Origin of the sequence: Mucilaginibacter frigoritolerans, from assembly GCF_007830615.1 — a bacterium.
In the GTDB taxonomy this organism is placed as follows: Bacteria; Bacteroidota; Bacteroidia; order Sphingobacteriales; family Sphingobacteriaceae; genus Mucilaginibacter; species Mucilaginibacter frigoritolerans.
Genome location: NZ_VLLI01000007.1, coordinates 229,816 through 241,928 on the forward strand (window position 1 = coordinate 229,816; position 12,113 = coordinate 241,928).

Annotated in this window: 12 protein-coding genes; all 12 read left to right on the forward strand. The window is 37.7% G+C overall.

Annotation, left to right across the window (positions count from 1 at the left end):
• Positions 1-99 precede the first annotated feature (99 nt).
• Positions 100-1,101, forward strand: a complete 1,002-nt coding sequence (locus JN11_RS13405; protein WP_262713283.1) for a pyruvate dehydrogenase complex E1 component subunit beta — start codon at positions 100-102, stop codon at positions 1,099-1,101.
• A 344-nt stretch (positions 1,102-1,445) separates the two neighbouring features.
• On the forward strand, positions 1,446-2,246 hold the full coding sequence (locus JN11_RS13410) for a shikimate dehydrogenase family protein (RefSeq protein WP_144913310.1): 801 nt from the start codon (positions 1,446-1,448) through the stop codon (positions 2,244-2,246).
• Positions 2,243-2,821: a gliding motility lipoprotein GldD gene (gene gldD, locus JN11_RS13415; protein ID WP_246139006.1), complete on the forward strand. Its 579-nt coding sequence runs from the start codon at positions 2,243-2,245 to the stop codon at positions 2,819-2,821. Before JN11_RS13410 ends, gldD begins: the two co-directional genes overlap by 4 nt.
• Positions 2,822-2,939: 118 nt before the next feature.
• Entirely contained in the window at positions 2,940-4,523 is a 1,584-nt protein-coding gene (locus JN11_RS13420) for a M1 family metallopeptidase (RefSeq protein ID WP_144913313.1), read from the forward strand.
• A 167-nt stretch (positions 4,524-4,690) separates the two neighbouring features.
• Positions 4,691-5,764, forward strand: a complete 1,074-nt coding sequence (gene prfA, locus JN11_RS13425; RefSeq protein WP_144913315.1) for a peptide chain release factor 1 — start codon at positions 4,691-4,693, stop codon at positions 5,762-5,764.
• A 263-nt stretch (positions 5,765-6,027) separates the two neighbouring features.
• Positions 6,028-6,969 (forward strand): FAD:protein FMN transferase, encoded by a 942-nt coding sequence (locus JN11_RS13430; RefSeq protein ID WP_144913316.1) that lies wholly within the window; start codon positions 6,028-6,030, stop codon positions 6,967-6,969.
• A gap of 259 nt (positions 6,970-7,228) precedes the next feature.
• A complete protein-coding gene (locus JN11_RS13435) occupies positions 7,229-7,570 on the forward strand; it encodes a hypothetical protein (protein ID WP_144913318.1) in 342 nt (113 codons plus the stop codon).
• A 29-nt stretch (positions 7,571-7,599) separates the two neighbouring features.
• The gene (locus JN11_RS13440) at positions 7,600-8,490 is read left to right on the forward strand and encodes a hypothetical protein (RefSeq protein WP_144913320.1); all 891 of its coding nucleotides are present in this window, start codon (positions 7,600-7,602) and stop codon (positions 8,488-8,490) included.
• A 7-nt stretch (positions 8,491-8,497) separates the two neighbouring features.
• On the forward strand, positions 8,498-9,181 hold the full coding sequence (locus JN11_RS13445; RefSeq protein WP_144913321.1) for a response regulator transcription factor: 684 nt from the start codon (positions 8,498-8,500) through the stop codon (positions 9,179-9,181).
• Between the two features lie 75 nt (positions 9,182-9,256).
• The gene (locus JN11_RS13450) at positions 9,257-10,576 is read left to right on the forward strand and encodes a sensor histidine kinase (protein WP_144913324.1); all 1,320 of its coding nucleotides are present in this window, start codon (positions 9,257-9,259) and stop codon (positions 10,574-10,576) included.
• Between the two features lie 233 nt (positions 10,577-10,809).
• On the forward strand, positions 10,810-11,616 hold the full coding sequence (locus JN11_RS13455; protein WP_144913326.1) for a DUF6515 family protein: 807 nt from the start codon (positions 10,810-10,812) through the stop codon (positions 11,614-11,616).
• A 105-nt stretch (positions 11,617-11,721) separates the two neighbouring features.
• Positions 11,722-12,108, forward strand: a complete 387-nt coding sequence (locus JN11_RS13460; protein WP_144913327.1) for an HYC_CC_PP family protein — start codon at positions 11,722-11,724, stop codon at positions 12,106-12,108.
• Positions 12,109-12,113: the final 5 nt, after the last annotated feature.

The window sequence follows — 12,113 nt, forward strand, 5'->3', positions numbered from 1 at the left end:
ACTTTTGTAAAATATTTATCTTTAATGGTATAAAACAGAACTCTTACTCTGGGGGAATTGCAAATCACACATTAGTGATTATATTTGCGTTCGCAAAAAATAGCATTTAACAACACAATGAGAGAAATACAGTTCAGGGAAGCGCTTCGTGAAGCAATGTCCGAAGAAATGCGCAAGGATGATAAGATATACCTTATGGGCGAAGAAGTTGCCCAGTACAATGGTGCCTACAAAGTAAGTCAGGGTATGCTTGATGAGTTTGGCGAGAAACGTGTAATTGATACTCCTATCTCTGAAGCTGGTTTTGCCGGTATCGGTATCGGTTCGGCTATGAATGGTTTACGCCCTATTATTGAGTTCATGACCTTTAACTTCTCGTTAGTGGCTATTGACCAAATTATTAATGGTGCAGCTAAAATCATGTCGATGAGCGGCGGACAGTTTTCTGTTCCTATCGTTTTCCGTGGCCCAACCGGTAATGCAGGTATGTTAAGCTCTCAGCACAGCCAGTGTTTTGAAAACTGGTATGCTAACTGCCCGGGCTTAAAAGTGATTGTTCCATCAAATCCATATGATGCAAAAGGTTTATTAAAATCAGCCATTATTGATCCTGATCCGGTTATTTTTATGGAATCAGAATTAATGTACGGCGATAAAGGTGAAGTGCCTGAAGAGACTTACTATATTGAAATTGGTAAAGCTAAAGTTGTTAAAGAAGGTACCGATGTAACTTTGGTAGGCTTTGGTAAAATAATGAAAGTGGTTATTGCTGCTGCTGCCGAACTTGAAAAAGAAGGCATCAGTGCAGAAGTGATCGACTTACGTACCGTTCGTCCTATTGATTATGATACCGTTATCAGCTCTGTTAAAAAAACAAACCGTTTGGTAATTGTTGAAGAAAGCTGGCCATTAGGTTCTATCGCTACTGAAGTTGCCTTTAAGGTACAGAAAGATGCATTTGATTATTTAGATGCTCCGGTATTACGTATTATGGGTGGTGATGTTCCATTGCCTTATGCTCCTACATTGATACAAGAATATCTTCCAAATCCTGAGCGTGTTATTAAAGCCGTTAAGGAAGTAATGTACGTAGCTAAATAAGCTGATTAAATTTAATTTTGAGGTTAATAATCTCAAACAAATAATAGAAGGCCTGCTAATTAATTAGCGGGCTTTTTTATTAAACACACCAGAAAAAATGGAAGTAGCAAAAATAGATTAGTGCAACGGTAACTTTTTAAACAGCCCAACGCCCATTCAAGTGTCCACACTTGAACAGGCGGAGAGGAAAGGTAAAGAAAACCCTACTCGCTTTCCATTCTTTACAAATCAATAATCAAACTCAATTGTTTTCTTGCTATTATTACGGTTTGAAAGTATTGAGCTGTGAGTAACCGGGATTATTGTCTCAATGCTCATATCTCAATTCTCATATCTAAAAAAGAATGAAACAATACGGACTAATAGGCTACCCGCTTTCGCACTCCTTTTCAAAAAAATACTTTACTGATAAGTTTGAAAGGGAATTGATCCCGGCTTCTGAATATAACATTTATCCTTTAGAGCATATCAGCGGGCTACCTGCGCTGTTAAAGGCCAATCCTGATCTTTGCGGACTAAATGTAACCATCCCGCATAAAATAAGCGTGCTGAAATACCTGGATTGGATTGAGCCTGATGCTAAATCTGCCGGCGCGGTTAATTGTATCCGCATTACATCCGAAAGTCCGGTAGAAGCTGCATTTTCGGGCGAGATTGGCGTAAAGGGCCATGATTTCCGGCTGGAAGGTTTTAATACCGATATTTACGGTTTTGAAATGTCATTAAGGCCCTTATTGAAGGATTATCATGACAAGGCTTTGGTTTTAGGCGATGGCGGTGCTGCCCGGGCCGTAAAATGTGTATTGGAAAGTTTGGGTATCGATTTTAAAGTGGTTACCCGCAAACCGCTTGGCAATAATTTACTTTTTAAGGATTTAAAGCCGCACCATATCAAAACCCACCCCTTGATAATTAATACTACACCGCTGGGAACATCGCCAAATGTGGATGAATACCCGCCCATACCGTATGAGGCTATTACGGATCAGCATTTGCTTTATGATCTGATTTACAATCCCGAAAAAACCTTGTTTTTAAAAAAAGGAGAAGAAAAAGGAGCCATTATAAAAAACGGACATGAAATGTTAATATTGCAGGCAGAAAAAGGTTGGGAAATATGGACCGAAAAAGCAAAACATCCATGAAATATTTAGGAATACTGGTATTAGCTCTTTTGCTTTTTGCCTCATGCAGTGGTAATCATGATTATGCACCCAAGCCAAGGGGCTTTTACCGCATTGTTTTCCCCAAAAAAGATTATCAGCAATATGTAGCTTCTGCTCCTTTCACATTTGTGTATCCAAAATACGCATATATTGAACCGGATAAAAAGCCGGATGCAAAACCATATTGGCTCAACATGCAATTTCCGCAATTTAACGGAACACTGCACTTAAGTTACGAACACGTACTTTCTCAAAAAGAATTTGATGAATTAATAGAAGATGCCCACAAACTAAGCTTTAAACATACAGTCAAGGCCAGCTCTATTGACCAGGGTGTTATCTATTATCCGGACAGAAAAATTTATGGTATTTATTACACCATTGATGGCAATGCGGCTTCATCAATCCAATTTTATTTAACAGACAGTACCAGAAATTACATCCGCGGAGCACTGTATTTTAATAACGAACCCCGCCTCGATTCCATTCAGCCTGTACTCACCTTTGTAAAAAAGGATGTAGATATATTGATCAAAAGCTTCAGGTGGAAGTAGAGCATTAGTTCATAGTGGATGGTTGATAGTTCATAGCCGGAATGGTTGGGGATGTGCTTTTGGGGTAGAATAAATTGGGGTTGCAGATATTCAGGTTAATACCAAAATCTTATAAATAATGGCTTATATAAAAAGAGGCTTATATTTCCTTTTTATGCTTTTGTGTGGTTTGTCTGTTAAGGCGCAGACTCAACTGGCTTCCATCGATGTTCAGCATTATACTTTTGCTATCCGTTTAAGCGATCAGAACGATACTATTAAGGGGAAAGCTGCGGTCACTGTTAAGTTTTTAAAAAGTTCAAACACCTTTCAGCTTAACCTGGTTAAAACCAAAAGCGATGGCAACGGAATGCTGGTTTCAACAATAAAAGAAAATGGTAAAAATATCTCTTTTGTGCAGGATAGTAATGTGGTAAATATCAATACCGTAGCCAAAACTAACAGTCTGCATACTTATACTATTACTTACCAGGGCATTCCGGCTGATGGATTGATTATATCAACCAATCAATATGGTCACCGCACTTTTTTTGGCGACAACTGGCCCAACCGCGCCCACAATTGGGTGCCCTGCGCCGATTACCCGGCAGATAAGGCTACTGTCGACTTTGAAGTTACCGCGCCAGATCATTATCAGGTAGTATCAAACGGATTAAAGGTTGAAGAAAAGAACATTCAGGGCAATTTAAAATACACCCACTGGAAAGAAGCTGTCCCCCTGCCAACCAAAGTAATGGTTATTGGCGTGGCTGAGTTCGCTATTGATCAGCCTGGAAATGTTGGCCAGATCCCGGTTTATACTTATGTTTTCCCGGAGAGTAAAGAAGCAGGCTTTAAGAGCTATGCTGTAGCAAAAGATATTCTTCCATTTTACATCAAAAATGTGGGGCCTTATGCTTACGAGAAATTAGCCAATGTACAGTCAAAAACCATATTTGGCGGCATGGAAAATGCCGGTGCTATTTTCTATTTTGAAAATTCAGTAACCAGCAAAGGTATTGAAGAACTAATGGCACATGAAATTGCTCACCAGTGGTTTGGCGATGGCGCCAGCGAGAAAAGCTTTGCTCACCTGTGGCTTAGTGAAGGCTTTGCCACCTATATGACTAACCTCTACCTCGAAAATAAATACGGTACCGACACTTTAAAAAAACGTGAAAAAGCTGACAGGGTAACCGTATTAAAATTTGAGAAAAGAAGATTGACACCTGTTGTTGATACTGCTGTAAAAGACAACTACATGCAGTTACTTAACGCCAACAGCTACCAAAAAGGAGGCTGGGTATTGCACATGTTAAGGCGCAAACTGGGCGATGATATTTTTTGGAAAGGCATCCGTAACTACTACGCCCAATACAATGGCAGCAATGCCAATACCGATGATTTGCGCCGGGTGATGGAGCAGACTAGCGGGCAAAATCTGGAGCAATTTTTTAAACAATGGCTTTATACGGCAGGTCACCCTAAATTAGATGTCACCTGGAAATATGATGCTGATAAGGGTATCATCAACGTTAATATTGTCCAAAACCAGAATGTGCTTTATGAATTTCCACTTCAAATAGCCATTAATGGCCAATTGCAAACCATCAGCGTAAAAGATAAATACACCATGGTACAGTTCCCATCATCAACCAACCCGGTGGTAGTTGTGGATCCCGATATTAATTTACTCGCCGAATACGGCATAAATCAGCTTTAACCTTCCAAAGAGGAAAGTGGCTCATTCTCTTTACACATGGATGAATTAATATTGTTCAAAAATGCGTACTTTTGTAGGCTTTTTGTATAACCGGGATTTGCCTTTTACCTTAATATTTGTTTTTATAAAAGCGGATCGCAGTTTGCAATAAATTTTCAATTGATAATATGTTAGAGAAATTAGAGGCGATATATAAACGCTGGAAAGATGTAGAAAATGAGTTGAGCAGCCCTGATGCCATGGCTGACATGAAACGTTTTGCCCAGCTTAATAAAGAATATAAGGATTTGGCTAAGGTTGTGGATCAGTATAATATCTACCGCAACATTATGAGCAATATCGATAGCAATAAACAGATATTAGCTACCGAAAAGGATGAAGAGTTTCGCGAAATGGCCAAAGGTGAGTTGGATGAGCTTTTGGGCCAACAGGAAGAGATGGAAGAAACCATCCGTCTGATGCTGATCCCTAAAGATCCTGAAGATTCTAAAAATGCCATTATTGAAATTCGCGGTGGTACCGGTGGTGATGAAGCTGCACTTTTTGCAGGCGATTTATACCGTATGTACATGCGCTATTGTGAAAGACGCGGCTGGAAAACCGAGCTGGTTGATTATACTGAAGGTACATCAGGCGGTTATAAAGAAATTGTATTTAACGTAAATGCAGAAGACGCTTACGGTAATTTAAAATATGAATCGGGTGTGCACCGTGTACAACGTGTACCCGATACAGAAACCCAGGGCCGTGTACATACCTCTGCAGCAACCGTAGTGGTATTACCTGAAGTGGATGAATTTGATATTGATTTACAAGTAAGCGATATCCGCAAAGATTTATTCTGCGCATCGGGTCCGGGTGGTCAGTCGGTAAATACCACTTATTCTGCTGTAAGGTTAACACACTTACCTACAGGTATTGTTGCCCAGTGTCAGGATCAAAAATCACAGTTAAAAAACTACGATAAAGCGTTGCAGGTATTACGTTCAAGGGTTTACGAAATGGAGCTGCAAAAGCACCTGGAAATAACCTCTAAAAAACGCAAAACCATGGTTTCAACAGGCGACCGTTCTGCTAAGGTACGTACCTATAATTACCCTCAAGGACGTTTAACCGAGCACCGTATCGGCTTAACTATTTATAACCTGCCAGGTGTAATGAATGGCGATTTACAGGATATTATGGAAGCGCTACAGTTTGCAGAAAATGCGGAAAAATTAAAAGAAGGCACTGTTGCTTAATAAGCATCATATAAAATTTATATAATCTCAGCCTCTTTAGCAATATGTTAAAGAGGCTGTTATATTTTCAAGTGATCCTGTTAATTATAAGGTTAGTGTCATATAAACACTTATCAGGCTTTTTACATTTATAAAACCCCCCTTTTCATCTTAATTTCATAAAGCCCCTATACTTTAGTATCGTACAGTAACAACTCTCTCTTTCCCCTAAATAGTTAAGTTGTATTGTGAAAGAATACATTATCGTATAAAACGTTGAGCTTATGTTAGCAATAAAAACTTTAGCACCCAAGTCAGTTATTTTCAGACGTACTGTTCGTTTGATGGGAGATCAGTTTGAAATTAGTGTAGTGGGAAATAACCCGGATTGGGCCGATGAGCGTATTGACGATGCAATTGCCGAAATAAATCGCGTTGAAAAACTATTAAGCACTTTTAGTGATGATAGCGCTGTTAATGAAATTAACCGTAATGCAGGCATAAGCCCTATAAAAACAACTGCTGAAATTTTCAGATTAATCAACCGCTCACTGGAAATATCAGCGCTTACCTTTGGGGCATTTGATGTTACTTATTATACTGCGGAGAAAGATACTACCGACCCTGATAATACCACCAAGGTTGCTGTAAAAAAATCATTGAGCCGTGTAAATTATCAAAGTGTAGTGCTTGATGCAAAAGAACAAACTGTTTTTTTGAAAGAGAAGGGCATGCGTATAGGCTTTGGAACCAACAGCCGTGGCTATGCTGCTGACAGAGCTAAATACATTCTGCAAATGCAGGGAGTAAGCAGCGGTGTTATCAATGCCGGTGGTGATTTACTTGCCTGGGGGTTACAGCCCAATAATGAACCGTGGACCATTGCAACTGCAGATCCATCACAAAAGGCACATTCTTTTGCTAATGTTAATATAAGCAACATGTCTGTGGCTACTTCAGTAAATACACAGAAATATACTGCGGCAATAAGCAATAAGCAATTAAATACCATTAACCCTAAAAAAGGATTCCCGGTTAGCGGCATTAAAAGTGTGAGCATAATAAGCCCAAGTGCTGAACTTGCCGATTCAATGGCAACTCCGGTAATGTCAATGGGTATAAATGCAGGCTTATATTTAATAAATAAACTAAATCAACTGGCGTGCATCATCGTTGATGATCATGATAGGGTTTATACCTCAAAAGATATAAGCTTAACTAATTAATATAAAACACACCTCATTAGCAGGTATATGATTTAAATTTAGCAACTTAACATTGGTTTTGTACGGTATAAATTTTTTCAATACCTAATAAAACCCCAATTATAATATTCAAATCAGTATTAAAAAATTAGCGAAGCCAAACGCAATCATTTTTTATATTTAATATAATTAATATTGCCTTTAGCAATTTGATAATTAACCAGGTAAACTGTTTATAGCAATTCTATTTGAAACTTTTTAATACTTTTTCTTCTTCTCAATGATAAAGTGGCTTGCGTATATTGTAGTATTATTGATATTTGCGCCATGTTTATCGTCTGCAAAAATAAAAAACAATCGTTTTTCTGTTATTTCTAATACATTAGAGATAAGTTTGCCTATTAAAGAAATTTTAATAGATACTATAAATACAAAAAATACAAAAAAACAGGATCAGGATAAGAAGATAAAGGAAGTGGCAAAGGCTAAGAAACAGCCAAAGCCTGAAAAAATTGAACCTGGGGATAATACGGCAACAACCCCAAAACCGAAGCCCAAGCGACAACGCCGGCCCGAAGGGATGGAAAGACCGCCTGAAATTCCCAGAAGAAGTGGCAATTAACAACACCAGCAACCGTTTATTGAATATTAATGAGATACTTTTTCGTATTGCTTTTTCTGATTTGTAATGCTGTAAATGCTGCTACGGTAAAATCTTCATTTTTTGCCGATACAGATAAACAAGCCCATTTAACTGCCGATACCGATACCGTATTCAAAAAAAGATCTGTATCAGTAGGTGTAAATTACGGCAGCGATATTCAATTTTTTGGCCGAACCGGTCCTATTAAGTATCCGTTTATGAGTGCTGATGCAATTTACAACACCAAAACAGGATTCTTTTTATATACAGCTATATACAAAGTTTTAGGCTACAATCCTTTAGTTGATGAGGTTGATGTAGGCGCCGGGTATTTATTCAATTATTCCAAAAAGTTTTCAGGCACTATTAGCTATACACGATTTATTTTCAATAAAGATGCTGCCGCAGTAATCAAATCGGCATCATCAAATGATATAAATTTAAAAAATACGTTCGACTGGAAATTTGCCAAATCAAGTATTACCGGCGATTATTTATTTGGCGACGCTAATGATTATTTTATCACCTTCAGTACATCTAAATATTTTGAAACTAGCTGGAGTATTTTTGATGATAAAGACTACCTTTCATTTAATCCCACAATCAGTGCCATATTTGGAACCCAGAATTTTGTTCAACGCTACTCGGTAGATAATCCTGATAAATTAAGTCTGGAAGAATTACCACCGCCTACATTTGACGGAGATAAGTCGCCGCATTACGATAACGGAAGATTTAATGCTCTTAATTATAGCGTTAAATTACCAATAGCTTATAACAGACCCCATTATACTTTTGAAGCATCGTGGAAATACTCTATACCTGTTAATGTGGAGGGGGCATTAAAAAACAGGCATGAGGTATTTTTTAACCTGACATTCTTTTACCTCTTTTATTAAATCAATTATGAATGTTTTGATAATTGAAGATGAAAAAGCCCTGGCAGCTGAACTCGAAATTTTCCTGACTAAATATAATTACATCTGCGAGGTTTGCTATAACGGCGCTACTGCATCCGAAAAAATCGGGATTAACCTGTACGATTTTATTTTAATTGATCTTGGTTTGCCTGATTACGATGGTTTGGATTTATTAAAAGAAGCCAAAAAACACAACCCAGATGCTGTTTGTATTATTTTAACAGCTCGTGCAGAAGTATATGACCGCATTAAAGGCTTGGATCTGGGCGCGGACGATTATCTGCCCAAACCCTTTTCATTATTAGAGCTACAAAGCCGTATGCAGGCTATTACCCGCCGTAAATTTGGTTTAAAACAAAATTTAATTGACCTGGGCGGTTTTTTAATTAACCTTACCGATCGAACCATTTCCTATTATAATTCAGAAGTTAATACCATTACCAAAAAAGAATTTGATCTGATAGCGTACCTCATTTTACACAAAAACCGCACCTTGTCGCGTTCTCAGTTAAGTGAACATATTTGGGGTAGCATTATAAATGATGATTATGATTCAAATTACATTGATGCCCACATTAAAAACATCAGGAAAAAGCTAAATACCTTTGCACCGCCCGATTGGTTGGAAACAGTTCGGGGCTTAGGATATAAAATAAAAATAAACAGTTGAGAAGGGCCGGGATAAATAGGTTATAAATTCATCCTGATTATTGTATCTTAATCTTCGGTTTTAAGCGCTAAACATTTGAAACTAAAAACTAAACTCACACTGTTTAATGCCCTCTCCAAGTTGGTAATCGTAACCATCTTTGTTGCCTTATTGCCTACGCTGATTAAAATTATCAATCAAAATTACACGGATGCAAAGCTGCGCAAGCAAAAAGATAAATTACTGCAAATTATAAATGTACAGGGGATAAAAAACTATAGCGATGCCAGTTACTATACGCCGCTAAAAGAAGATTATGTAAGTATTGGGGTTGATTCGTCGATTGAGTTTTTAGATACTATTCAAAACGAAAAGCGGCTAATACAGGGCGATACTATTGAATACCGGATACTTAGCCATAACTTTAATGCCGAACATAAAAAATATCTGATGGAAATAGCCATTAGTGTTGATGCTATAACTGAAACTACCAGACCACTTCAAAACATTGCTTTCCAGGTATTATTGGGCATGATATTGCTAACCATTATGGCCGATCAGGTTTACTCAAACTATGTACTAAGGCCATTGGGCTTAATTATTAAAACAAAATTAATAGGCCACAAATTTCCCAATTTTGGCTCGTACGATAAGGTAAAAACCAGCACTTCTGATTTTGAATATCTGGATATCAGCATTCACAAGATGATTGAAACCATTGAAAGCACTTTTCAAAAAGAGCGGGAATTTATTTCAAATGCATCGCATGAACTGATGACGCCTATATCTATCCTTCAATCAAAGATTGAAAACATGTTTGAGCAGGAGGATTTTTCTGATGAGGTTAAGACCCGCATGCTGGAGATGCAAAAAATATTAAACCGGCTAAAAAGCATTACCAAAACCTTATTGTTGATATCGCAAATTGAAAACGAACAGTTTTTAAAAGAAGATAGTTTACCACTTGCTGAGCTTATACAAGAGGTTTATGACGAAATTTCCATTCGTTTGCAAGACAAAAACATCGGCTTCGAAACAGCGATACCTGCTAACTGGCAATTGGCTAAAGTGAATAAATTTTTGCTTTTTAATTTATTTTTCAACCTCATTAACAACGCAGTAAAATACAACAAGGAAAACGGCAGCATACATGTTGTTGCTCATAATGAGCATGATATTTTTTCGGTAAGTATAATTGACACCGGCATTGGAATTGGGGAGAGTGAAATCCCTTTCATTTTTAACCGGTTTAAAAAGTTCCGGCAATCGCTTTCACAAGACAGCTTTGGCCTCGGTTTGCCGATTGTAAAATCAATAGCCGAGTTTCATCAAATCAAAATAGAGGTAACATCCAAAAAAGACACAGGCAGCACATTTAAACTCAATTTCCCACCCGGATTTATTAAAATAGGGTAAATTGATTGTAACAAGTGCGTAAAATCCGTAATTCTAATGAAAATCTAATGCGATTTATGCGTACATTGTATATAGATTTGTAGGCATATGGTGGTTAAACACTTAATTAAAAAAAGTAAAAAATAAATTAAACCTTCGGCATTATTTTCCGTCTAATGAGTGTTTAGTTTTATTTACAAGTACTTATACTTAAAATAATAAAAATCTGTTAATACGTATATTTAATATAAAATATGAAAAAGTTGTTTAAATATGGTTCTGGCTTATTTTTAGTCGGGCTATTTTCAATAATGATGGTTAGCACCGCAAACGCTCAACGTGGTTTTCATGGTGGCGGCGGTGGTGGTATGCACCTGAGCGGCGGAGGTGGCGGTGGCAGCTTTAGCGGAGCTTACCGTGGCGGCTCTTTAACCCGTACTACAGGCGTTGGCAGTTACAGATCAGGCTCTGGTTATTTTGCAGGCGTTGGTTACCATGGCGGTGCATTTTACAGACCAGGTTTTGGTTATTACGGATATCCGCACTGGGGCTTTTATGTAGGCATATTGCCATTTGGTTATTACCCATTCTACTGGGGATCTGACCTGTACTATTATTATGGTGGTGTTTTTTATACCCCGTATGATAATGGTGGTTATCAGGTAACAGCTCCTCCTATTGGTGCAGGCATTCCTGAGCTTCCGTCTAACGCGCAAGCTATTAAAATTGACGGCGTTCAGTATTATGAAGCTAGTGGCGTTTACTACAAAGAAACTACAGATGATAAAGGCAAAAAGATATATGTTGTTGCCGGTCGTGATGGTGTTTTAAATACCGATGCAAATACAACTGATCCTAATGCTGCTGTTAAATCAGCTGCTCCACAGGTTGGTGATATTGTTAATGAATTGCCTGATGGTTGCCATAAGGTATCATTAAACGGTAAAAAATACTATGTATCTCCAAACGATATCTATTATGAAAAAGTTACTGATCCAAATGGTAATGTAGCTTTCAAAATTGTTAGTCTCCCTACCCCTGATGATGAAAAAGGCGCTTAATTGATTGGCCTTTATATAAAGTAAAAAGCCTTCTGCAAAAACAGAAGGCTTTTTACTTTATATGGTATTTGTTTGAAATCAACAGGTTAAACACTACTTTTGTTTATGTTCAAAAAATTAAGTGCTTTATTTTTAGTGGTTCTGTATGTAATTACAGCAACCGGCTTTGCACTTAACCTGCATTACTGCTGCACTGATATTACTTCAGTAAGCATCAATTCCCCTTTAAAAAGCTCCGGTACGTTTGCGGTATGTAAAATGAATTGCTGCCACGATAAGCATATCGAAGTAAAAGTTAAAGATGCCCACCAGGCGCAATCACAATTGTTTTTAACAAAAACGGTTGCATTTCTTACGCCCAAAGTCCCATTTTCCGATTTCCATTTTTCCTTAAATAAAGCCATTGACGAAAAAAGCTTTAATAAGCATCCTCCTGATGATTTATTTAACGGACCTGTAATCTACCTTAAAAATTGTGTTTTCCGTATTTGATCAAT

What these genes read in the sequence shown, in the direction of transcription:
- JN11_RS13410 (WP_144913310.1), top strand. Translation starts at nt 1,446, where the DNA reads ATGAAACAATACGGACTAATAGGCTACCCGCTTTCGCACTCCTTTTCA.
- gldD (WP_246139006.1), top strand. Translation starts at nt 2,243, where the DNA reads ATGAAATATTTAGGAATACTGGTATTAGCTCTTTTGCTTTTTGCCTCA.
- JN11_RS13420 (WP_144913313.1), top strand. Translation starts at nt 2,940, where the DNA reads ATGGCTTATATAAAAAGAGGCTTATATTTCCTTTTTATGCTTTTGTGT.
- prfA (WP_144913315.1), top strand. Translation starts at nt 4,691, where the DNA reads ATGTTAGAGAAATTAGAGGCGATATATAAACGCTGGAAAGATGTAGAA.
- JN11_RS13430 (WP_144913316.1), top strand. Translation starts at nt 6,028, where the DNA reads ATGTTAGCAATAAAAACTTTAGCACCCAAGTCAGTTATTTTCAGACGT.
- JN11_RS13435 (WP_144913318.1), top strand. Translation starts at nt 7,229, where the DNA reads ATGATAAAGTGGCTTGCGTATATTGTAGTATTATTGATATTTGCGCCA.
- JN11_RS13440 (WP_144913320.1), top strand. Translation starts at nt 7,600, where the DNA reads ATGAGATACTTTTTCGTATTGCTTTTTCTGATTTGTAATGCTGTAAAT.
- JN11_RS13445 (WP_144913321.1), top strand. Translation starts at nt 8,498, where the DNA reads ATGAATGTTTTGATAATTGAAGATGAAAAAGCCCTGGCAGCTGAACTC.
- JN11_RS13455 (WP_144913326.1), top strand. Translation starts at nt 10,810, where the DNA reads ATGAAAAAGTTGTTTAAATATGGTTCTGGCTTATTTTTAGTCGGGCTA.
- JN11_RS13460 (WP_144913327.1), top strand. Translation starts at nt 11,722, where the DNA reads ATGTTCAAAAAATTAAGTGCTTTATTTTTAGTGGTTCTGTATGTAATT.